Raw genomic sequence first — 20,801 nt, forward strand, 5'->3', positions numbered from 1 at the left:
ACGACTCAAGGGGATTCCGGTGAAGAAGGTGCTGCTCGGATTCGGTGGGCTGCTCGTCCTCTTCCTCGGCGTGATCGGTGCGGCGCTTGCCCTGGTGGCGACGGCGGGGGCTGTCGAAGCGGATCGTGTGGCGGTGGACGGCGTGCCCGAGGCGTATCGCCCCTGGGTGTTCCGGGCCGCCCGCCAGTGCCACGATCCGGGGCTGACCCCGGCCCTGCTCGCGGCCCAGTTGTTCGAGGAGAGCGGCTTCCGGGTCGACGCCCGCAGTCCGGCCGGCGCCGAGGGTCCGGCGCAGTTCATGCCGGGTACCTGGGCGACCTGGGGGCGCGACGACGACCAGAGCGGTTCCGCGTCGCCGTACGACATCGGGGACGCGGTGATGGCACAGGGCCGCCTGATGTGCAGCTTGCTCGTGCAAGCGCGGGCATCGGGCATCGCCGACGACCCCCGGCGCCTGGCGCTCGCCGGCTACAACGCGGGCTGGGCTGCGGTCCAGGGCAGCCGTGGTGTTCCGCCCTACGGCGAGACGCAACGCTATGTAGCCGAAATCATGGGGAACTTGGGCCGCTTCGGCGGAGCCGGCCTGATGTCGGAGATCTCCGGCAGTGGTGTCGGCCCGGCCGCCGCGAGGAAGGCCGCCTCCCAGCTCGGTGTTCCCTACAGCTACGGTGGCGGCAGCCCCGCCGGCCCGAGCCACGGCCACTGCGACGGCGAGGACGGCTTCCGCGGCGGCCAGTGCCTGGCCGACTCCACGCTCGGCTGGGACTGCTCAGCGCTGGTCCAGTACGCCTACTGGCCTGCCCGCCAGCTCCCCCGCACCGCCGCCGAGCAGTACGCCGCCACGGCCGACCACCCCGTCGCCCAGGCCGAACTCCGAACCGGCGACCTGCTCTTCTGGCGCCACGGCAACGGTCACGTCTACCACGTGGCCCTCTACCTCGGCGACGGGGTGATGATCTCCGCGCCGAAGACCGGGGACGTCGTCAAGAGGGCTCCCGTCACCGACATGCCCGCCTCCGACTTCGCGGGTGCCACCAGGCCGTAGAGGGTGTACGACGATTTCCCGCTGGCCGACGTACGCAGCTCCCTGGGGGTGGGAGGCTTTGGTCGAGAGCCGACGGATTCCCGCTGCCCGAGGATGAGCGCAGGGAAGAGACTGCTCCGTACAGCTTGGAAAGCGGTCAATGGCTCTTTGCAGCGGTGGAGTTGAAGGTCTCGCGGTAGGTGCGTGGCGGCACCCCGACGTGTGCCTTGAACAGGGTGCGGAAGTTGGCCGGGGTGCCCAGGCCACAGCGTCGGGCGATGGCTTCGACCGTCAGGTCGGTGGATTCCAGGAGGTCCCGGGCGAGGCCGAGTCTTGCGTCGAGCAGCCAACTCATGGGCGGTCGGCCGGTGTCGGTGTGGAAGCGGCGGATGAGTGTGCGGCGGGACATGCCGGCCTGGCGCGCCAACTGGTCGACGGTGAGCGGTTGGTGGAGGTGGCACAGGGCCCACTCGTACACCGGCATTGTGGTGCCGGAGGGGTCCGCGGTCACCGGCAGGTCGGCGAACTGGGCCTGACCGCCGGTGCGGTGCGGGGCGGTTACCAGGAGGCGGGCCCGCTGGTTCGCCAGACGGGCGCCGTGGTCGCGGCGGATGAGGTGCAGGGACAGGTCGAGGCCCGCGGCGACGCCGCCCGAGGTCAGCACCTGGCCTTCGTCGATGTACAGCGCGTGCGGCTGCACCGTCACCTGCGGGTACTGGCCGGCGAGTGCCGCGGCGTAGCGCCAGTGCGTGGTGGCCCGGCGGCCGTCGAGCAGGCCGGCGGCGGCCAGGGCGAACGCCCCCGAGCAGATGGACACCATCCGGCTGCCGCGGGCCGCCGCCTGTGCGAGGGCGGCGGTGACCGCGGCGGAGGGCGGGTCGGGCTCCAGGTACCCCGGGACGATCACGGTGTCCGCGGTCTCAAGGGCGTCCAGCCCGTCGATGACGGACAGCGCCGGGCCGCCGTGCATCGGCACCAGGCCCGGCCGTTCCGTGCACACCGTCATCGAGTACGGCCCGTCCGGCCAGCTTCCGAAAACCTGCAACGGGATGCCGATGTCGAGGGCGAGGACGTTCTCGAGCGCCACCACGACCACGTGGTGCTTGCCGTCGGAGGTGTGGGCTCCCATGGCACGATCCTATCCCTGGATGGCACTCGTGCCACTGACTGCCTCGCTCCGTCTGCGCCTACGGTCGGTTCATGACCACGGGAAACGCTCTCCTGCCGTCACCACCGGGTGCGGTGGTTGTGCACGGCCTCGACGGGGACGCCTCCGCGGTGAGCCGACAGGGGTGAGCACCATGAGGATCAAGCTGGATGGGGCCCAGGCCGCGATCGAAAGAGCCCGCGCCCACGCCGTGGCGATCGGCGTCCCGATGAACATCGCCGTCGTCGACGGCGGCGGACACCTGGTCGCGTTCGCCCGAATGGACGGGGCGATCCTCGGTTCGATCGAGATCGCGCTGGCCAAGGCGAAGACGTCGGTGCTGTTCGACGCCCCGAGCGAGAAGCTGTGGGAGTTCTGCGGGCCCGGCGGCCCGGCGCCCGCGACCGAGCACACCAACGGCGGGCTGATCCCCTACGCGGGCGGCCTGCCCCTGTACGACGGCGACGCCACCCTGATCGGAAAGAGAGCTGCCGTGACCACCGACGCACCCCTGCCCGTCTTCGAACGGCTCGGCCTCCCGGACACGGACCTGTCCCGGGACGCCTACGCCTGTGCGCAGCGGGCCACACCCGACTTCGTCCTCTTCCACAGCGTCCGCAGCTACGTCTTCGCCCGCGCCCACGCCCGGCAGCAGGGCCTGCGCGCAGGAACCGACTACGACGACGAACTGCTGTTCCTCAGCTGCGTCTTGCACGACATCGGGCTGAGCGAGGAGGGCAACGGCGACCAGCGCTTCGAGGTCGACGGTGCCGACACCGCGGCGGCGTTCCTCCGCGAACGCGGCGTCGAGGAACGGCGCATCGCCATCGCCTGGGACGCCATCGCCCTGCACACCTCGGAGGGCATCGCCGGGCGCAAGGGCCCAGAGGTGCGGCTGGCGCAGGAGGGCATCGGCACCGACATCCTCGGAGTCCGACGCGAGAGCCTTCCGGCCGGCCTCGCCGACGAGGTGCACGCCGTGCTCCCGCGCATGGACCTGGCCTACGCGCTGAGCGACGCGATCGTCGCCCAGGCCACCGCCAAGCCGCAGAAGGCGACTCCGCTGACCTTCCCGGGAGCAGTGCTGCGCCACCATCTGCCGTACGGCGCTCAGCCCACCTGGTACGACCTGATCGCCATGGCGGGTTGGGGCGACCGTCCCGTCGGCGCCGTCGCCCGGCGCCGTGCCCGGACGCCCGAGCAAGTCGGGGCCATGTTCACGGAGTACCTGGCGGCGGGTGACATCGAGGGCCTGCTCTCGCTGTACGAGCCGCACGCCCACTTCGTCCCCACCCCCGGAACCCACCTGGTGGGCACCGAGGCCATCCGGAAGGCCCTGCGACAACTGATCGACAGCGGCGCCCGACTCGAGCTCGAACTGCGCGAGATCCGGCAGGTGGACGGCATCGCCCTGGTGTCGAACACCGCCACGCTCACGGGCGCCGGCCCCGAACCGGTGATCTCCACGACCACGGAGATCCTCCGGCGCCAGCCGGACGGCGGCTGGGTCCACATCGTGGACGACCCGTTCTTCACCTGACCGCCTACGCCCCGCACCAGCCGCCCGCCGGTGGTCCAGGCCTCCTGACCGTCGGGCAGAGAAGCGCGTCGACCGGAACGGCTTCCAGCTGGGCATGCAGGGCCTGGGCTCACCTGGACCGTCCGGTACCAGGGCGAGGGACGGGAGCGCGGTGCGGAGCGGTGCCGGGGCCGGTGAGTGCTGTGCCACGCGTTCGTGAGGGAGGAGGTCCGGCGGCCGCTGACGAGGCCCTTGCCGCGCTGGTCACGACTGGGCCCGACGCGAGGTCGTCGTGCGTCGGGCGGTGCAAGGCCGCGACGGTGGCGTGGATCAGGCGGGCAGTGAGCTGGGAGACGGGGCCAGCCTCCCAGCCGCGGTCGCGCATCAGCCGGACGAGGTGGTCCGGGACGGACCGGCCGTCGTCCTGCATACGTGCCATCCGGGCGGCCAGCAGGGGCCACTGACGGGAGCCCACCAGCAGCCCCGCCTCGCGTTCACGGCCGGGCATCGCCTCGTGGACCCAGCGGACGAAGCGGCCGTTCTCCGCCTGGCTCACCCCCAGCTGCGCCAGCGCCCGACGGCGATTTCCGAGGTCGAGGTCCTTCGGCAGGTCCAGGCCCACCGTCAGCGGACCGTAGGAGAGCACGGCGTCCCGGCTCGGAGCAGCGGCCGATCGCTGAGGGGCGTTGAGCGTCCGGCCGACCGCTCGGTCGACTCCCAGCCCCTCGGCGTAGGCCGCGGCCAGGACCCGTCGGACGTCGATGCCGTGGTCGTGGAGTTCCTTCATGGTCGCGGCGATCTCCGGCCAGATGGGGGAGGAGAGGATGGCCTCGCGCACCGGGCCCGCCGGAACGGTCGCACGCAGCACCCGCGCCCACTCCTGTGTCCGCCCCGCTGCGACCCGCGCCGAGTCGGCGGCGACCGCGTCCCGGACCGCGACGGCGATGCCCCCGACCTGCGGGAGGAAGTGATCGAGGTCGACACCGGCCTGCCGCAACGCGACCAACTGCTGCGCCATGGCGGGCCAGTCCGGACCGGACATCAGGGCCCACGCGACGTCCGGGACGAGCCTGGCCTTCACGTCCCCGGCCGCCTCGGGGAGGGCCTGGTCCACCGGCGGTAGTTGGCGTTCCCCGCCCGTCCTTCGCTGCGCCGCACGGCGGACCGCGTCCGCGACGGCGAGCACCAGCCGTACCGCCATCGTGGATGCCTGCACCGCTTCGCCGACGGCCTCGGCGAAGGGCTCGCCCGGGTAGGGCATGGTCATCGGGGTCTCCTGTCTGTCAGCGGCTCCGGGTGGGGCCGTCGGCTCCACGGCCGGGGGAGTGTCCTGCTCCGACGGTCGAACCTGGGATCGCCCGCGGAGGGTGCGCTGGTGCGGCGCCGGCCTGCGGAGCAGCAGCTGCTGGTCCTGCGTCCAACGGAACGCTGTGAGCGGCGGCCCAGCCGTCCAGCCTCCAGACGAGGACCTGGGCGACGGACTCGGCTGACCTGAGCTCACGTCGGGCGGCCACCGCGGCGAGGACCGAGACGGGGCTGACGCCGTGCCGCCCCAACGCGGACAGCCGCTCGCGCAGGGCGGGCCAGGCTGGGTCCAGGAGTACGGCCGACGCATGAGCGGGAACGGCCCGAGCCACGACCTCGGCCAGTGGCGACGGTCCCGCCCCACTCGTACGCGGCCGGGTTCCCGCACCGACCGACGATGCCCCGGTGACGAGTTCCACCGCCTCCCGTAGCGGTCGGCCCGTCCGGGCCGCGGCTCCGGCCTGGAGGCGGTAGCCCTGCTCCTCGTGCCACAGCTGCGCCGCCTTGACGGCTGTGGCCAGGGCGAGGAGGAAGCCCAGGAAGGCGACGGTGTCGTTACGGCCTGACGACTCTGCAGCGGACACGAGGATCCGGACCGAGGAACGCAGCAGCAGCCGCGCCTCCCCGTCGAGGTCGCGGTGGCCCGGTGCCCGTGCAGCCCGTTCGAACTCGGCTGCGGAAGCGCGCAGAGCCGGCCCGGTGAGGGACGGCGCGTTCTCGGCCACCACGACGAGGAGGTCGCCGAGGGCGGCGACGTCACCGGCACCCTGCCGTGGCCCGTCGGCGCCGAGTCGCCCGGAGACCACGTCGAGGTTGAGTTCGAGCGTCTGCCAGAGCATGTCGGGCGGGATTTCGGGCGCCGGGATCGGGACCTGCCAGCGTTCCCGGACACGGGGGAGCGACAGGTCGTAGGCCAGGCTCGAGCCCGCGAACCACACCGCGCGATCGCCCCGGTCCCGGTCGCCCGGGAGCGCGACCGCGTAGCCGGTGAACGCGTTGTTCTGCGCGCCGACGCGCTGGGTCACCCGCAGTCCGGAAGAGCGGAGGCGGGCGAAGAAGTCGTCCTCGCCTGCTGCGGAGGCCGCTGCCGTACGGACGGTTCGTTCGAGTTGGTCGCGTGCGCTCTCCGGCAGGTGGCGGCGGGAGGCTTTTCGCGTCTCGCCCGTCGTGGGCCAGCGTTTCGCGGTTCGGTCCCCCGACGTCAGCGGACGTAGGTTCCATCGGGTCTCGAGCTGTCGGGCGAGCCGCTGCATCCGGACGATGTCCTGCCGCAGATTCGGTTGGATCCCGTCCTGCCGGGCCTTCGTCGCGACGATGTGGATGTGGTCGTCCGCGTGGCGGACCGCGACCCAGCGGCAACCCCACGGGTCACCGTGCGGGGCGATGCCGGCGGCGTTCATCATCGTCGCCGCGGCCTCGGCCCACTGCCCGTCCGTCAGGAGCGGATCCTCGGGAGCCGTGCGCACGGCGACGTGGTAGACGTGCTCGGCGGGGACGTTGCCCGGGAGGGCGTGCACCGGGGCGTCCAGCAGAAGTCCCAGGTCCCCCACCGTCGTGTTCGCCGACCGCGCGGGGTCGGGCACCCACGGTGCCCACGCGGCGACCATCCGAGGGTCCTCGTGCTCGTCCCGCTTTCCGGGACCGTAGAGGTAGAACAGAAGCCCCGCGGTGTCGTTCCCACCCTTCGCCCTTTTCGGAATCACCAGCGCGACGCTCGCTCCCGCATCACCTGGAGCGTCGCGCGATCTACCCGACGAACGGCCTCCTCGACGAGGTGCACGATCGGCTGGACACCGCCGTCTCCGCTCGGCCCGATCGACGCGCAGAGCCGCACCAACTCACCACGCGACCGGATCAGCTCGGCCAGCACATCCCGGGCGTCCGCCGACACCGGCACGAGCTGATCCTTGGCGACTGCCAGCGCCTTGCGGGCCGCCCACGCGGACACGGCCATGCCGTCGCGGTTCGCGGCCTCCCGCACGATGGTCAGCTCGACATCGTCGTAGGCGAGATTCACCCGGTTCGACCGGGGTGACCGGGTCTGCCGCTCCCGGCGCCGTCCACCCTGCGTGGCACTCACCCTCGCTGCTCCTCGGCTCTGTGAGGACGTTTTTCTCACGGATCCGGAGCGACCCCGTCCCTCGCCGGACTCCCGCTTCGCCACTCTGGTTCGTTGTCGAATTACCTGCTCGTAGATACGCCGGGGTGATGGTCGCGAATCACCGATACGGGTGACACCTGCGAGCGGGTTCGAGACCGTCGGGGACGGCGGTTCTACGATCCCCGGCATGACGAGAGATGACGAATTCCTTCGGCGGATGCGTGAGATCCAGGAGGGGCGCGAGAAGGCGATCGTGCCGCTCGCCGGCCTCATGGCGCAGCGCAAGCGCTTGCGCGACCAGCTGGCCGAGACCGAGGTGCCGTACGGCCAGGCGTTCGCGGCCGCGGAGGCTGCGGGCTGGAGTGCGGAGGAGCTTTCGCGGCTGGGCGCGGAGGCGCCCGTGCGCCGCCCGAAGGGGAGGCCTCGGAAAAGCGGTGCAGGTATCAAGACCGCCATCCCGGGACCGTTGTCCGGCAGCGCGGACGACGCGGCCACGACGGACGTTCCTGCCAGCTGAGGCTGCACCCGCCTGGCAGGCGGGTGCAGCGAGTTAGTGTTCGTTGTTCCATTGGCGGAGAGCCGATCGGATCGGGGCTTACTGATGGTTTCGGGGCGAGTTGAACTGCGCTCCTGTTGCGTCGCCGTTCGCCAGGTCAGTAGCGGAACCGTGGCTCAGAGCCGTCGATGCGCAAGATGCAGTTCCTGGCCCAAGAGGAGAACGTGGACCAGCCCTGGCCAACGGGCTTCCGGTTCGCCGACCGGACCCGGGCCCGTCACGCCGAGGTGCACACCCTGCTTGCCGCGGGCCACGGCAGACGCGCCGTCCAACGGCAGCTCGGCATGACCTACCGCATGGTCAAGGCCCTGGCCGACGCCGCGAACCCGGAGGAGTTCTTCCAGGGTCAGTGGCAGAACCGCCCATCCGTCCTCGACGACTACAAGCCCTACCTCGACGACCGCTGGAACGACGGCTGCACCAATTCCTGGAAGCTCTGGGAGGAGATCGTCCCGCTCGGCTGCAAGGGCAGCTACCAGCGCGTCAGTGCCTGTCTGCGGTAGAAGCGGACCTCGCCACGGCCGGTGCCGCCCAGCCGCCGTCGCCCCGTACCGTCGCCGGCTGGATCCTCCGGCAGCCCACGGCGCTCTCCGAGTCCGAGCAGCTCCAGCTCAAGACGGTCCTGGCCGGCTGCCCCGAGCTGGACGCCCTGACCCGGCACGCCCGCACCTTCGCCGTCATGCTGACGGAACGCCAGGGCGAACGGCTCCTGGAATGGCTCGCCGCGGTCCGCCAGGACGACCTGCCCAGCCTCTACACCCTCGCGTGTCCGAGACAGCAACCGGCGGCGTGGGCGCCGCCGACGACAGGCCCGGTTCGGGAGCACCGCGGGTGGCCCTGGTCACCGGCGCGGGGCGCGGCCTCGGCGCGGCGATCGCCACCCGACTGCACGCGATCGGGCTGCGGGTCGCCTTGCTCGACCGCGACGGAGACGCCGTGGCCGAAGTCGCCCGAGGGCTCGACCCCGGGCTGGGCAGCGCGCTGGCGCTGACCGTCGACGTGGACGACACCGCGGCGGTGGAAGCGGCGCTGGGGGAGGTCGCGGGAAGGTGGCACGCGCCCGACATCCTGGTCAACAACGCCGCCCGCACTGTGCCGGGATCGGTCTGGGACATCGCACTGGACGAGTGGGACGCCGTCATGACGACCAACCTCCGCAGCGTCCTCGTGCTGACCCGGCTCTGCGCGGCGCCGATGCGGGAACGCGGCTGGGGTCGCGTCATCAACCTGTCCTCCCTGGCGGGCCAGCAGGGCGGGACGCTCGCCGGCGCGCACTACTCCGCGGCCAAGGCCGGCGTCCTGGCGCTCACCAAGGTCTTCGCCCGGGAGCTGGCCCCGTACGGGGTCACCGTCAACGTAGACGCCGGGTACGTCACCGGCGCCACCTTCGACATCAACGGCGGGACACACATGCGCTGATGACCTGAGGGGCGTGGCTGGGTATTGGGGTGGAACACCCCCGTGGCAGACCGGGACGGCCACCGGACGGCGAGCCGGTCGGTGGCCTCCCGGGGCGAGACGGCAACGGGGGAGGGCTCACCGGCTCCGATCCGGGAGCAGGGCCCGTACGGCAGGTGAGGCGGTATGGCCGTGCGATGTTGGCCCGACCGGATGGCGGCTGTTCGCCGTTCGGCGTGCCGGGTCGTCGGCGGACCGGGCGGGTCCCGGTGCGCGGGTTAGGTTCGGGCCCGTGACCGGCAACGACGCGGTCCTGGCGCTGATGGTGGTCACGGCGCTGGGCTTCGACTTCACCAACGGCTTCCACGACACCGGCAACGCGATGGCGACCTCGATCGTCACCGGCGCGCTCCCGCCGCGCGTCGCGGTCGCGGTGTCGGCGGTGCTGAACCTGGTCGGCGCGTTCCTGTCGACCGCTGTGGCGGCGACCATCGCCAACGGCCTGGTCGCCAGCGGGCAGGTGACCCTGACCGTGGTGTGCGCCGGTCTGACCGGCAGCATCCTGTGGAACCTGGCCACCTGGTTCCTCGGGATCCCCTCCAGTTCCTCGCACGCGCTGATCGGCGGGGTGGTCGGGGCGACGGTGGCGGCGGCCGGGGTCTCGGCGGTCAAATGGCAGGGGCTGGTCTCCAAGGTGGTCGTGCCCGCCGCGCTGTCGCCGTTCATCGCCGGCGGGGTGGCCGTGGCCGGCACCCTTCTGGTCTACCGCCTCACCCGCGGCGTGCCCGAGGGCCCGCGCGGGCGCGGGTTCCGGCTGGGCCAGATCGGCTCGGCCTCGATGGTCTCGCTCGCCCACGGCACCAACGACGCGCAGAAGACCATGGGCGCCATCACCCTGGCCCTGATCGCCAACGGCACCCTGCCGACCGGAGCGCGGGCACCGGACTGGGTGGTCGTCTCCTGCGCGGTGGCGATCGCCCTGGGCACCTACGTCGGCGGTTGGCGGGTGATCCGCGCGCTGGGCAAGGGGCTGGTGGAGATCGAACCGCCGCAGGGGATGGCCGCCGAGTCGGCCTCGGCCGCCGTGATCCTCTGCTCCACCGACTTCGGCTACTCGCTGTCCACCACGCACGTGGCCACCGGGTCGATCCTGGGCTCGGGGATCGGCCGGAGGGGCGCGGCGGTTCGTTGGCAGCTGGCCCACCGGATGGCCACGGCCTGGCTGCTCACCCTCCCGGCCGCCGCAGCGGCCGGCGCGGTGGCCTACTGGGTCGCGAACGGGATCGGCGGAACGGCCGGGGTGGTGGTGATCCTCGTCGTGCTGGTACTGGCGTCGACCGCCTTCTTCGCCGCCTCCCGCTACCCGCCGGTGACGCCGGAGAACGTCAATGCCGCATGGACCGGTTCGGTGGCCCCGGAGCCGGTCAAGGCCAAGGACGAGGTGGGCCCGTGAACTCCTGGGTCAACCTGGACGCGCTGTGGCGGATCGTCGTGGTGGGGCTGCTCACCGGCGCCGGCCTGCCCGCGCTGTTCGCCCTCGGCCTGCGCCTGCTCAATCCGACCGGTGCTGAGGGTTCGGCCGACCGGCCCACCGCCGGGCCGGTCGGCTACGCCCTGGCCGGACTGGTCTTCGCGGTGGTGCTTGCGGCGATCGGCTGGGGCATCTCCGTCATCGTCAACCACCGCTGACCGCCCGACGCCGAGGCCGTCGCCGGGCAGTTCGGTGTAGCGGGTGTTCCGGCCGTCGTCCGGGCGGATGCGGGCGACGCGAAGCGTGTTCATCAGGCTCCGTGAGACGTAGAACTCCTGTTCGGCCTCCCAGTCGGGCCGGAAGTGAGGTACAGGGGGCCGGGGACCCTGCTCCAGCCGGACCACCGGTTGGAGTTCCGGTCCAAGAGGAGGTTGTAGTAGGCGTGGCCGTCGTCGCCGACGCGGAACATGACCAGGCGCTGGGCGCGGGCGTCCACGTCGCCGACCGCCAGCGTGGGCGGGAGGCGGGTGCGGGCGTTGCCCGGCATCTGCCGCCGGGCGCCGTGCCGCCACCAGATCCGGTCGTCCTCGCCGCGGGTGGCCTCGTAGGTCCCGTTGTCGTGCCAGATAGCCGTCATGGCCGACGGGGACCGCGCGGGGCCGCCCTCGTTGATCCAGCCGCCTTCGGTCGCGGCTACGGCGGGTGAGGCCGAGAGTCCAACCGCCAGGCCGAGTCCGGCCAACACCACTCCCGCCACGCGGGGTGCGCGAGCGACTGCGGCGCGGAGGACGGGCATGCGTTGTGATCCCGCACGCTGGCGCCGCCGGAGGCGTGCGGCGGTGCCGTGAGCGCACGGAGGCCTGCCTGCGGATGCACACGACCGACCGGTCGGCCCGCCGGTCGGCTCCCGGGGTGTGGCTACCCGGCCGCGGCCAGGTGGGTGCCGAAGAAGTCGGCCAGTTTCGCGATGGCGGGGGCGACGTACCGCTCCTTGTCGTAGAGGTCGACGTGTGCGGCGCCGTCGATCCAGTGCAGTCCCTTGGGGCCGGTCGAGCGCTGGATCGCCCGTACGCTCATCCAGGCGTGTGAACGGTCAGCGATTTCAGATGCAGGCCGAGGCCCTGACGTGGTCGACCGGCACCGCCGGCCGCAGGCAGTGCCGACCGCTGGGCGGCGCGAGTCCGCTGTCGGTGTTCGAAGCGGTGGAGTCCAAGGCCCTGCTGCCGTTGCCGGACAAGCCGTTCGTGCTGGCCCGCTGGTCCACAGCCGCAGTGGGCCCTGACATCCACATCAAGGTCGGCCGCACCCTCTACTCGGTGCCATGGAAGCTGATCGGCCGCAAGGTCGACGTCCGCTCCACCGCCACTATGGTCCAGGTCTTCCATGAGGGCGAGCTGGTCAAGACCCACGCCGCACTCGACCAGGGCAAGCGCACGGACAAGAACGGCTACCCGCCGGAGAAGATCGCCTTCCAGATGAAGACGCCGATCTGGTGCCGAAGCCAGTCCTCCGAGGTCGGCGACGCCTGCCGGGAGGTGAGCGACCAGCTGCTGGAGGTCAACGCGCTCTACCGGCTCCGCGCTGCCCAGGGGATCCTCGGGCTGCGGAAGAGTACGGCGACCAGCGGCTGGAGGCGGCCTGCACCAAGGCCATCGCGGTCGGTGACCCGTCCTACCGCACCATCAAGGGCATCCTGATCGCGGGCACCGAGACCGACCCCGAGCCGGAGACCGGCGACGCCGGGGCCGCGGCCTTCCTCCACGGCCCCGAGGGACTGTTCGCCACGAGCATCCCCACCCAGACCTCCGGCGAGCCTGAGGGCACCCCGGGCCACGCTGACGCCGACGACGCCGAGGAGGCCGCTCGATGAGCGTGATGGACACCGCCCTGCGTGAGTCGCTCAAGGCCCTTCGGCTGTCGGGAATGCTGGAGACCCTGGATGCGCGGCTGATCCAGGCCCAGGGTGGTGAACTCGGCCACTTGGACTTCCTTCAGGTCCTCTGCCAGGACGAGATCACCCGTCGCGAGACGGTCGCTTTCCAACGGCGCTTGCAGAAGGCGAAGTTTGAGCAGCAGGTCACTCTGGAGGAGTTCGACTTCGCCGCTTCCCCGAAGCTGCCCGCGGCCCAGATCCGCGACTTGGCCGCTCTGCGCTGGCTCCATGTAGGCGAGTCGGTGATCCTCTTCGGCCCGGTGGGCGTCGGTAAGACACACGTCGCCCAGGCCCTCGGTCACCTCGCTGTCCGACAGGGCGCGAACGTCCGCTTCACGAAGATCAGCCGGGTCCTGGCCGAGCTCGCCGGCGGCCACGCGGACCGCACCTGGGACAAGCGCATGCGAGAGCTGATCCGACCCGACGTCCTCATCCTGGACGACTTCGCCATGCGGCAGCTGAGCGCGGCCCAGGCCGACGACCTCTACGAGCTGGTCTCCGAGCGGCAGGGGCGCTCGCTGATCATCACCAGCAACCGGGCCCCCAGCGACTGGTATCCCCTCTTCCCCAACCCCGTCGTCGCCGAGTCGCTGCTGGACCGGCTGATCAACACCAGCCACCAGGTCATCATGAACGGCCCCAGCTACCGGCCCAACAAGCGCCCGAGGAATCCCGCCGAGAAGCCTCAGACACTCTGACCGGCGCCACGGAGTGCTCAGCTGACCGCTGCCCGCAGCCCCGCGTTCCGGCCCCGCCGGCCCACGTGGATGATGGTGCGGTGACGAACATCAGCGACGCCCAGGTGAAGGTCCACTTCCGGATGGAGGTCGACGAGGACGGCTGGCCGCCGGCAAGCGTCGAGAGCCTGTGGGCAGTGGACCTTGGCGACGGAACGGTGCGTCTCGACAACACCCCCTGGTTCGTCCGCGGCGTCGCGAGCGGCGACGTCATCCGCGTGAGCGTCGATGATGACGGCCTGCGCTGGGCAACGGAGACCGTTCATGCCTCGGAGAACTGCACCATCCGGTTGATCGTGCTCGAGGGCGGCGGCTCTGCCGCTGCCCGGCAGACCGTGCTGGAGACCTTCCACCAGTTCGGCGCCACCGGCGAGGGCATCGAGCAGTTCCGGATGGTCGCGCTGAAGATCCCGCCGGAAGCGGACATCCAGCGGATCCGAACGCTGTTGGAACACGGCGAGGCGCAGGGTCGGTGGCACTGGGAAGAAGGATGTGTCACTGCCGCATGGGAAGCCAGTGCAGGCGCGGAGGACGACTGAGCGCCTCCGGGACCGCCTTCAGATCACCGGCCAGACGCGAGAGGGTGGGGAATTGTCTGGCGTTTGACCTGGGGAATTGGCTGACCGTCGACACCTCGACGCCTATCCCGACGGCTATCCCCGGCTACGGATCCCTGTCGGCAAGACCTACACCGAACGCATGATCCCGCTGCACCCGCAGGCCGCCGACGCACTGCGGAGCCTGATCGAGACCGCCAAGGCCGGCAACGCCGCCGCCCGCCACGACCCGTGGGCCCAGCGGCCGGTCCGCTACGTGTTCATGCGCCGAGGCAAGCCGATGGGCAGGTTCTTCCTCTTCGACGACGCCCTGGAGATCGCCTGCCGCAAGGCCGGGCTCCTCGACGGCGACGGAAACCACACAGTCACCGCGCACAGGTTCCGGCATTCCGTCGGCACCCAGCTCGCCGAGGGCGGTGCCCAGATCCAGACCATCATGGCCATCCTGGGCCACCGCAGCGCGCAGATGTCAGCAACCTACTCGCACATCAGCGACCCCGTGCTCAAAGAGCAGTACGAAAAGGTCATCGCCGCCGGCGGACGCATCGCTGGCCCGGCCGCCGAGGCACTCCTGGCCAACCAGCTCGGCGAGGAAACCGTCCACTGGCTGAAGACCAACTTCTTCAAGACCGAACTCGAACTCGGCCACTGCCTGCGCACCCCGGCCGAAGGACCGTGCGAATGCGACCTCTACCTACGGTGCTCGAAGTTCTTCACCACCAGCGAGTACGTTCCGCGACTGAGGGAGCGGCTGGTCCGCGAGCACGAGCTGGTCCAGGACGCGGTCGAACGCGGCTGGCCTCGTGAGGTCGAACGGCACACCGCGACCTCCAGCCGGATCTGCGAACCTCTCGCGGAACTCGGCGAGTCCACTGCCTCAGGCACGCTCGGGGATGCGTGATCTCCTCTTCAGGCCGGTTCATTGATGCCCGTCCCGTCGCGACGAGGTCAGGAGCCCACGGGGGTGCCGTCCGGCTTCCGCCCGAAGGAAGATGCGAGGACGTCGGGGAGGTCGGCCGCTGGGACAGCGGTGCGCACCTCCGCCAGGACACGGGGGAAGTCGTCATCATCGATGGCACCCAGGTACTCCTGGCGCAGCTTGTGGATGATCTCGACAAGCTCGGGCCGCAACCGCATCCAGGCGCGAGACGTTCGGATCTCCTCCTCGACCTGATCCATGAACCAGCGCATGACCACGTACGGGATGTCCAGGTGCCCGCTCTGGGGATCGAAGCACAGCGCTGGCTCCCGCACCGGGTCCTCATCGGGGACGACGGCGGTCACAAGAGCTCGTTGATCGGCGACAAGGTGCAGTTCCAGATACCAGGCGTCGTCCGGGACGGAGTACATCACGGTGATCGCGTAGTCGCCGTCGGGGTGCGGGAAGGGCATGGCCGCATGCTGCCACAGCCGTCAGGCGGGCGGTCGGCGTGGAGGGTGGCCAGCGCGTCGAGCTCGGCGAGCAGGCTGTCGTACGGCGCGTCGAGGTCCAGGGCGGCGGCCCGCAGGCGCAGGGCGAGGGGTGCGAAATCGGGGGCCGTGGTGAGGAGTTCGGCTGCGTCCCGGGCCGCTGCGACGGCTGCCGCGGTGGGGCGGTCGCCCACGCCCACGCCGAGTCGGGCCGCCAGGAAGTCGATCCGTTGCCGGGCCGGCCGGTCGCGGTCGGCCGTCGCGTCCAGCTCGTCCGCCGCCGTGTGCTCGCCCGCCAGCAGCCCCGTCAGGGCCTCGGTCAGTCGGCGGCCGGTGCCGCCGGTGGCCAGCACCACGAGACCGCTCGCCGAGGCCCGCCAGGAGGAGCGGTTGGCGAGGTCGACGGTGCCCGCCAGCAGGAGGTCCTCCGCCTCGGGGTACCAGGGCGCCCAGGAGACCAGCCGGTCGAGCGCGGCCTGGGCGGTCTCCGGGTCGTCACCGCCCGCCACCCGGCTCACCAGGGCGGCGTAGCGGGGGCGGTCGGCGGCAGGCAGGTCCAGCGGGCGGGTGCGCAGCACCGCGGTCCGGGTGACGGGCGGGCCCGCCGCGGCCCCGTCGAGCATCCGCCAGGCCGCGGGCGCGGGGAGCAGCTTGACGGCGGCGGCCACGGCGGCCGCCCGTACGTCGCGGTGCTGTTCGGGCCGGTCGTGCACCTCGGTGAGGAGCGTGAGCGCGGTCTCCAACGGTAGCAGGCGGGCGACCAGGCGGACCAGTTCCTTGCGGCTGGTGACCTTCGCCCCGCCGCCGGCGGCCGTCCCGGCGCTGTCGGCTGTCCCGGCGCTGTCGGCTGTCCCGGCGCTGCCGGCCGGTCCGGGCAGCAGCGCCTCCCGCAGCACGGGTGCCAGTCGCGAGGGCGCGACGAAGCCGGCGGCCCGCCCGGCCGCGTACAGGGCCACCCGGGCCCGGTCGTCGCCCGCGTGGGCCAGCAGCAACGGCAGTGCCTCGGCGGGCCGGTCCGTCCGGACCAGGGCCCCGAGCGCGGCCTCGGCGAGCACCGTGTCCGGGGACTCGGCGTACCGGTGGACGGTGGCGAAACCGAGTTCGGGGATCGCCGCCAGGGTGCGCAGGTGCCCGGCCCGGGTGTGCACGGGCAGCGAGGCGTCGTCCGCCGCCCCGGCCAACAGGCGCGCGGCGGCCGCGCGTTGCCGGGGCGCCCAGCACTCGATCCCGTCGGTCGGCGGCAGCCAGCGGGACCCCGCCGCCAGGAAGCGCCCGTACGGCGGGGTGGCGCCGAGCACGGTGTCGAGCAGGTCGGTGCGCTGTCGGGCCAGCACGACGAGCACCTGTGGCAGGACGGCGGCCGAGGGCTCCAGGTCCAGGACCCGGGCCACCCGCTCGCCCCGGGTCGCCGGGTCGGCGAGCCAGTGGCCGACGGCCTGCCGGACGGTCGCGTTGTCGCCGAACTGGACGGCCTCCCACAGGAGTTCCTGCAGTTCGGGCAGGCGGTGGGCGCGTCGGCCCAGGGCCCCGGCCAGGGCGAAGGTCAGGGTGTGGTCGACCTTGTCCGCGCCGGCCGTCAGCCACGGCCGCAGCGCCTCGAAGACCTGGACCTCCTGGCCGCGCCGCAGCGTGGTGTCCAGCCGGCCCAGCGGAATACTGCCGAGCGCCCCGGAGAGCTGCCGCAGGGCGGCCAGGGCCCAGCCCAGCAGGGCCTGTTCGCCGCTCGTGGCGTGCTCGCGCAGCACCCCGAGGGCGAGCTCGGAGAGTGCCTGGCGGGTGTGCCAGGAGGTGTCCCGGGCCTCGACGGCGTCGGTGACGATCCGGGTGAGGGCGTCGGCCGCCGCGCCGGTGAGGAGCGCGGGCGGGACGGCCGCCAGCGCGACCAGGTCGGGGGAGCGGACCGGGTCCTGCTCGTTGCGCAGCCGCGCCAGCTCGGCGAGCAGCTCCCCGACCGCCGCCGCGTCGCCCGAGCGGGCCGCGTTGCGCACCAGCAGCGGGTAGGCCAGCGCCCGGTCCTCCGCGGCGGGCTGGCGGGTGGCCGCGAGCAGCCGCGGCCGGGTCTCGGCCACCGGCAGGTGGGCGACGTGGGCCAGCACGACGGACCACGCGGCGCCGCGCTCGGCGGCCTGTTCGGCCATCCGCCGGGCCTCGGCCTGCGCCCGACGGCGGGGCAGCGCGTCGAGCACGGCCTCGGACAGGTCGTGGTGGCCCTGGTCCCGGTCGGCGGTGGCGTGGTCGTAGAACGCCTCGCGGCGGGACGGCGGCAGGGCGCGCAGCAGCCGGGCGAGCCACATCGGGGCGGTGCTCCAGGCCCGGGCCAGGTCCGCCAGCTCGGGCGTGTCGAGCCGGGCGGCCCGGGTCAGCGCGCTGCGGGAGATCGACGCGGTGGCGGCCCGCTCGGGCACGGTGACCAGCCGGATGGTCCGGCCGGGCGCGGCGGTCAGCAGCCGGCCCACGCACTGCTGCATCGGCTGTGGCAGGCGGGCGGGGCAGTGGCGTTCCAGCAGGTCCAGCACCCGCTCCGGCCGGTTCCCGGCCACGGCTGCCAGGGCGTCCCCGTTGCGGTACCACCAGGCGGTACGGGCCGACTCGGGCAACTCGGCGAGCTGCCGGGCCAGTTCGTCCAGCAGCAGGTCGGGGTGGCGGCGGGCCAGCTGGTGCCAGTTGGTGAAGGCCGGGAACAGTCCGGGCAGGAGCTCGGCCACGGTGCCGGGCCCGCAGCCGGGCAGCAGCCTGGCGGCCGCCGCGTCCCCCAGGACTGCCGGAAGGAGTCCAGCAGCCGTTCCGCCAGCTCGGTGCGGCCGCGGGACACGATGTGGGCGGTGAGCCGGTGGCGCAGCACGGCCGGCGCGTCGGCCAGCGCCGCGGCCAGCGCCTCGTCCGGGACGGGCAGGTGGAGCGCGGCTTTCAAGGCCTGGCGGCTGACGGCCGGGTCGGGATCGGTGAGCCGGGCGGCGACGAAGGCGGCGTCCTCGGCGATCGTGGCGGCGACTCCGGCCAGTCCTCGACCGTAGGCGCCGCGTGTGTCCAACTCGGCCAGCAGCGGGCGGAGTTGCTCCGGATAGTTGCCGTGGCGCAGCTCCCTGGTCCAGGCGGCGAGCCGCCGCATCCGGGCCGGGTGGGCGAGCGGATCGAGCTCGGCGAGGAGGTGGTCGACGGTTTCGGCGGGAGTCTGCGGTGCGCTGGACATGCCGGTCATTCAACCTGCCCGCCGCCCCTGCCGTCGCACGGTTTTCGGGTGCGGCGGGTGCGGCGGGTGCGGCGGGCGGGACGGGGGCTGGCAGGCGGGCAGGCGGGCGGGGCGGGGGCTGGTGGGGCCGGGTGCGGGACGGGCTCAGGTGGTCGACGGGGTCAGTGCGCCGGGCGCCTGGCGAAGACCTGGTGGTCCGTGGGCGCGGGCGGGGCGCTCGGGCCCGCCACCAGGTTGCGGCTGGTGGACTCGAACAGGACGGTGCCGCCGTGCGCGTCCACGTGCGGGGTGGTGGAGTCGCCGTTGCCGAGCGAGCCGTCCGCGGCGTCGGAGACCCGCTCGACGCGGCCGGTGCGCAGGTCGTAGCGGTACACGTCCCAGTGCTCGTGCTGTGCGCCGGGCACCAGGTTGGTGGCGGAGGAGTCGAAGTACGCCCAGTGGTCGTCGCCGGTCACCTGGGCGCTGTCGGAGGTGGCGGTCGAGACCGTGCCGGGCAGGCCGGCGGTGAGGGGGATGAGGGCGCCCGTATGGAGGTCTCGGGCGAAGAGCTGGTCCTGGTACCGGTCGCCGCCGGGGGCGCCGACGGGGACGGTCAGGCCGTAGACGGCGTACCGCCCGCTCGGGCTGAGCGTCGCGTCCAGGGTCGCGTCGGGGCTGACGTGCCCGGTGGGGTCGTAGCTGACCGGGAGGACGGCGTGCGACCGCACGTCGTAGGTGTAGTAGGTGCCCGCGCGCATCCGCCCCGAGGCCGGCGACGGGGCCGGGTCGGCCCGGTGCGCGGGGGCGCCGGTGACGCCCAGGTCGGTGGCGTTCGAGCTGAACCCGAGGGTGCGGCCGTCCGCGCTGATCGTCGGGTTGACGGACTGGCCCCGGGAGGCGGCGCCGGCGGCGGTGGCGGACACCACCCGGGTGGTGTGCGTCCACAGGTCGGTGAGGTAGACGTTCGAGTCGTAGTTCGGGAGGCGGAGCCGCTCGCCGCTGTCCGTCGTGGTCGCTGCGGGTGCGGGTGCGGGTGCGGCGGCCGGGACGAGGTCGGTGCGGTCGGAGACGTAGGCGACGTAGCGGCCGTCGGCGCTCATGGACGGCGCCGACGCGCTGTGGCCGGGATCGGGGTCCGGGGTGCCCTGCGGGGCGCTGACCAGCCGGGTGTGCCCGGTCAGGCGGTCGCGGACGTAGACGTTCTCCCGGCCCGGGGCGGGGGCGCCGGGGACGACGTTCGCGGCGGTGGTGTCGAAGGCGACGTACCGGCCGTCGGCGGAGACCGCCACGCCGACGGTGACGCCGCTGAGCGCGGAGCCGTCGTCGGCGAGGTCGACCCGCTCGGTGCGGCCGTCGACGAGGTCCCGCAGGAACGCGTCGGTGCCCCCCTTCGACGGCTGGGCGACCAGGTCGGTCGCCGCGGAGGTGAACACCGCGGAGCGGCCGTCGGCGCTGACGGCCCCCGACTGGGCCTGGCTGTTCGCCTGGGCGCCGTTCGGCGTGACGCTGACCGGGACGGTGGCGGACCGACGCGCCTCCTGGCCGGCCTGCGCGGGGGCGGTGGCCAGGGCCGGTGCGGCGGCGGTCAGGGCCAGCGCGGTGGCGGCCGCGAGGGCGGTGGCGGAGCCGGCGAAGCGGCGATTGACGGGATGCATGACGGAGTGTCCTCCCCGGGGCGACCGCCCGCCGCTTCCGGACGGCGGGCACCGGGGAGAGCCAATCGCCGGGCGGTGCGGGCGGTCAACCGACGGTGCGGCGAGGAGTGGTGATTTCGCCAACTTTATTCTCCAGCAAGAGAGTTGACTCGCCGGAGAAGGTCGTATGACGCCCGCCCCGAGGGCCGGCGAACGCGGCGGAAAACCTTGGTGGGGGTGTTGTCGTCGACCAACCGTGCCCCCGTCGGGGCCCGGCGGCGGGGCGGTGATCTACGGTCGAGGTGCGTGCGAGTGTGAACGCGAGTGTGGCGCGGGAAGGCGGGAGGGTGGGCATGGAGTTGCCCGAGGAGGTCCACGGCGAGATCGGGCGGTTGTGCCGGGAGGGGGATGCGCTGCTCGGGGCGGCGGAACTGGTCGAGGCCAAGCAGCGTTACGTCGAGGCCCTGCGGCTGTTGCCGGGCGATCACCGGCAGTGGGCGGCGGCCACCTGGATCTACGTCGCGATCGGGGACGTGCACTTCCGGCTGGGCGTCCACGACCGGGCGCACAAGTGCTTCCGGAACGCCGTCCAGTGCCCCGGGGGGCTCGGCAATCCGTACGTCCACCTCCGGTTGGGGCAGACCGCCTTCGAACTGGGCGACCACGACCGTGCTGCGGATGAGTTGATCAGGGCGTACATGGGTGCCGGGGCCGAGGTCTTCGAGGGGGAGGATCCCGCGTACCTCGGGTTCCTGAGGACCAGGGCGGAGCTGGACCGCCCCGACCCCGGGGCCCCCGGTCCCCGCCTGCCGCGCCCGCCCCCGCCGCGCCGGTTCAGGA

Annotated in this window: 21 protein-coding genes; 12 read left to right on the plus strand and 9 right to left on the minus strand. The window is 72.7% G+C overall.

The annotated features are described in order from the left end of the window. The first annotated feature begins 19 nt into the window (after positions 1-19). Positions 20-1,045: an NlpC/P60 family protein gene (locus ACFXOZ_RS23210; RefSeq protein ID WP_380592402.1), complete on the plus strand. Its 1,026-nt coding sequence runs from the start codon at positions 20-22 to the stop codon at positions 1,043-1,045. A gap of 136 nt (positions 1,046-1,181) precedes the next feature. Here ACFXOZ_RS23210 and ACFXOZ_RS23215 read toward each other — a convergent pair whose 3' ends face one another. Beyond that, positions 1,182-2,153 carry a GlxA family transcriptional regulator gene (locus ACFXOZ_RS23215; protein ID WP_380521745.1) on the minus strand — a complete coding sequence of 324 codons (972 nt, stop codon included), beginning with the start codon at positions 2,151-2,153 and terminating at the stop codon, positions 1,182-1,184. A 172-nt stretch (positions 2,154-2,325) separates the two neighbouring features. Here ACFXOZ_RS23215 and ACFXOZ_RS23220 point away from each other — a divergent pair, with 172 nt between their 5' ends. Further along, the gene (locus tag ACFXOZ_RS23220; protein WP_380521746.1) at positions 2,326-3,711 is read left to right on the plus strand and encodes a heme-binding protein; all 1,386 of its coding nucleotides are present in this window, start codon (positions 2,326-2,328) and stop codon (positions 3,709-3,711) included. Positions 3,712-3,820: 109 nt separating this feature from the next. Here ACFXOZ_RS23220 and ACFXOZ_RS23225 read toward each other — a convergent pair whose 3' ends face one another. The 3 genes from ACFXOZ_RS23225 to ACFXOZ_RS23235 form a co-directional block, all read right to left on the minus strand. Continuing rightward, positions 3,821-4,957, minus strand: a complete 1,137-nt coding sequence (locus tag ACFXOZ_RS23225; RefSeq protein ID WP_380592404.1) for a hypothetical protein — start codon at positions 4,955-4,957, stop codon at positions 3,821-3,823. Between the two features lie 16 nt (positions 4,958-4,973). Beyond that, entirely contained in the window at positions 4,974-6,602 is a 1,629-nt protein-coding gene (locus ACFXOZ_RS23230; protein ID WP_380592406.1) for a relaxase/mobilization nuclease domain-containing protein, read from the minus strand. A gap of 92 nt (positions 6,603-6,694) precedes the next feature. Next, positions 6,695-7,075 (minus strand): hypothetical protein, encoded by a 381-nt coding sequence (locus ACFXOZ_RS23235; protein ID WP_380521750.1) that lies wholly within the window; start codon positions 7,073-7,075, stop codon positions 6,695-6,697. 208 nt (positions 7,076-7,283) lie between these two features. On the opposite strand from ACFXOZ_RS23235, the gene ACFXOZ_RS23240 reads away from it, so the two are divergent. The 5 genes from ACFXOZ_RS23240 (at position 7,284) to ACFXOZ_RS23260 (ending at position 10,739) form a co-directional block, all read left to right on the plus strand. Next, positions 7,284-7,613: a hypothetical protein gene (locus tag ACFXOZ_RS23240; protein WP_380521752.1), complete on the plus strand. Its 330-nt coding sequence runs from the start codon at positions 7,284-7,286 to the stop codon at positions 7,611-7,613. 167 nt (positions 7,614-7,780) lie between these two features. Next, a complete protein-coding gene (locus ACFXOZ_RS23245) occupies positions 7,781-8,155 on the plus strand; it encodes a hypothetical protein (RefSeq protein ID WP_380521754.1) in 375 nt (124 codons plus the stop codon). Positions 8,156-8,417: 262 nt separating this feature from the next. Beyond that, positions 8,418-9,071, plus strand: coding sequence for an SDR family oxidoreductase (locus ACFXOZ_RS23250; RefSeq protein WP_380521756.1), 654 nt, complete (start codon positions 8,418-8,420; stop codon positions 9,069-9,071). Between the two features lie 271 nt (positions 9,072-9,342). Next, a complete protein-coding gene (locus tag ACFXOZ_RS23255; protein WP_380521758.1) occupies positions 9,343-10,503 on the plus strand; it encodes an anion permease in 1,161 nt (386 codons plus the stop codon). Further along, complete coding sequence (locus ACFXOZ_RS23260; RefSeq protein ID WP_380521760.1) at positions 10,500-10,739, plus strand: hypothetical protein; 240 nt, start codon at positions 10,500-10,502, stop codon at positions 10,737-10,739. The genes ACFXOZ_RS23255 and ACFXOZ_RS23260 overlap by 4 nt, the downstream gene beginning before the upstream one ends. Before the next feature lie 92 nt (positions 10,740-10,831). On the opposite strand, the gene ACFXOZ_RS23265 is transcribed toward ACFXOZ_RS23260, so the two are convergent. Together ACFXOZ_RS23265 and ACFXOZ_RS23270 are read right to left on the minus strand one after the other, a co-directional pair. Continuing rightward, on the minus strand, positions 10,832-11,158 hold the full coding sequence (locus ACFXOZ_RS23265; protein ID WP_380521762.1) for a hypothetical protein: 327 nt from the start codon (positions 11,156-11,158) through the stop codon (positions 10,832-10,834). 281 nt (positions 11,159-11,439) lie between these two features. After that, positions 11,440-11,598, minus strand: coding sequence for a hypothetical protein (locus ACFXOZ_RS23270; protein WP_380521764.1), 159 nt, complete (start codon positions 11,596-11,598; stop codon positions 11,440-11,442). A gap of 29 nt (positions 11,599-11,627) precedes the next feature. Here ACFXOZ_RS23270 and ACFXOZ_RS23275 point away from each other — a divergent pair, with 29 nt between their 5' ends. The 4 genes from ACFXOZ_RS23275 to ACFXOZ_RS23290 all read left to right on the plus strand — a co-directional run bounded on the left by ACFXOZ_RS23275 (position 11,628) and on the right by ACFXOZ_RS23290 (position 14,649). Further along, on the plus strand, positions 11,628-12,218 hold the full coding sequence (locus tag ACFXOZ_RS23275; protein ID WP_380521766.1) for a hypothetical protein: 591 nt from the start codon (positions 11,628-11,630) through the stop codon (positions 12,216-12,218). Positions 12,219-12,387: 169 nt separating this feature from the next. After that, the gene (gene istB / locus ACFXOZ_RS23280) at positions 12,388-13,152 is read left to right on the plus strand and encodes an IS21-like element helper ATPase IstB (RefSeq protein ID WP_380592408.1); all 765 of its coding nucleotides are present in this window, start codon (positions 12,388-12,390) and stop codon (positions 13,150-13,152) included. 80 nt (positions 13,153-13,232) lie between these two features. After that, positions 13,233-13,730 (plus strand): DUF4265 domain-containing protein, encoded by a 498-nt coding sequence (locus tag ACFXOZ_RS23285; RefSeq protein WP_380521770.1) that lies wholly within the window; start codon positions 13,233-13,235, stop codon positions 13,728-13,730. A gap of 76 nt (positions 13,731-13,806) precedes the next feature. Then, positions 13,807-14,649 carry a tyrosine-type recombinase/integrase gene (locus tag ACFXOZ_RS23290; RefSeq protein ID WP_380521772.1) on the plus strand — a complete coding sequence of 281 codons (843 nt, stop codon included), beginning with the start codon at positions 13,807-13,809 and terminating at the stop codon, positions 14,647-14,649. Between the two features lie 47 nt (positions 14,650-14,696). Here ACFXOZ_RS23290 and ACFXOZ_RS23295 read toward each other — a convergent pair whose 3' ends face one another. From ACFXOZ_RS23295 to ACFXOZ_RS23305, 3 genes are all read right to left on the minus strand, one after another. Next, positions 14,697-15,140: a hypothetical protein gene (locus ACFXOZ_RS23295; protein ID WP_380592409.1), complete on the minus strand. Its 444-nt coding sequence runs from the start codon at positions 15,138-15,140 to the stop codon at positions 14,697-14,699. Further along, positions 15,098-17,863: a hypothetical protein gene (locus tag ACFXOZ_RS23300; protein ID WP_380592411.1), complete on the minus strand. Its 2,766-nt coding sequence runs from the start codon at positions 17,861-17,863 to the stop codon at positions 15,098-15,100. Before ACFXOZ_RS23300 ends, ACFXOZ_RS23295 begins: the two co-directional genes overlap by 43 nt. A 646-nt stretch (positions 17,864-18,509) precedes the next feature. Beyond that, positions 18,510-19,982 (minus strand): hypothetical protein, encoded by a 1,473-nt coding sequence (locus ACFXOZ_RS23305; protein ID WP_380592413.1) that lies wholly within the window; start codon positions 19,980-19,982, stop codon positions 18,510-18,512. A 332-nt stretch (positions 19,983-20,314) separates the two neighbouring features. On the opposite strand from ACFXOZ_RS23305, the gene ACFXOZ_RS23310 reads away from it, so the two are divergent. Then, positions 20,315-20,801 (plus strand): tetratricopeptide repeat protein (locus tag ACFXOZ_RS23310; RefSeq protein WP_380592415.1); only part of this gene is annotated, 487 nt, incomplete at its 3' end.

This window comes from Kitasatospora sp. NPDC059160 (assembly GCF_042755465.1).
Classification (GTDB): Bacteria; Actinomycetota; Actinomycetes; order Streptomycetales; family Streptomycetaceae; genus Kitasatospora.

What these genes read in the sequence shown, in the direction of transcription:
- ACFXOZ_RS23230 (WP_380592406.1), bottom strand. Translation starts at nt 6,602, where the DNA reads ATGGTCGCCGCGTGGGCACCGTGGGTGCCCGACCCCGCGCGGTCGGCG.
- ACFXOZ_RS23245 (WP_380521754.1), top strand. Translation starts at nt 7,781, where the DNA reads ATGCGCAAGATGCAGTTCCTGGCCCAAGAGGAGAACGTGGACCAGCCC.
- ACFXOZ_RS23275 (WP_380521766.1), top strand. Translation starts at nt 11,628, where the DNA reads ATGCAGGCCGAGGCCCTGACGTGGTCGACCGGCACCGCCGGCCGCAGG.
- ACFXOZ_RS23240 (WP_380521752.1), top strand. Translation starts at nt 7,284, where the DNA reads ATGACGAGAGATGACGAATTCCTTCGGCGGATGCGTGAGATCCAGGAG.
- ACFXOZ_RS23265 (WP_380521762.1), bottom strand. Translation starts at nt 11,158, where the DNA reads ATGACGGCTATCTGGCACGACAACGGGACCTACGAGGCCACCCGCGGC.
- ACFXOZ_RS23305 (WP_380592413.1), bottom strand. Translation starts at nt 19,982, where the DNA reads ATGCATCCCGTCAATCGCCGCTTCGCCGGCTCCGCCACCGCCCTCGCG.
- ACFXOZ_RS23215 (WP_380521745.1), bottom strand. Translation starts at nt 2,153, where the DNA reads ATGGGAGCCCACACCTCCGACGGCAAGCACCACGTGGTCGTGGTGGCG.
- ACFXOZ_RS23220 (WP_380521746.1), top strand. Translation starts at nt 2,326, where the DNA reads ATGAGGATCAAGCTGGATGGGGCCCAGGCCGCGATCGAAAGAGCCCGC.
- istB (WP_380592408.1), top strand. Translation starts at nt 12,388, where the DNA reads ATGAGCGTGATGGACACCGCCCTGCGTGAGTCGCTCAAGGCCCTTCGG.
- ACFXOZ_RS23225 (WP_380592404.1), bottom strand. Translation starts at nt 4,957, where the DNA reads ATGACCATGCCCTACCCGGGCGAGCCCTTCGCCGAGGCCGTCGGCGAA.
- ACFXOZ_RS23270 (WP_380521764.1), bottom strand. Translation starts at nt 11,598, where the DNA reads ATGAGCGTACGGGCGATCCAGCGCTCGACCGGCCCCAAGGGACTGCAC.
- ACFXOZ_RS23295 (WP_380592409.1), bottom strand. Translation starts at nt 15,140, where the DNA reads ATGCCCTTCCCGCACCCCGACGGCGACTACGCGATCACCGTGATGTAC.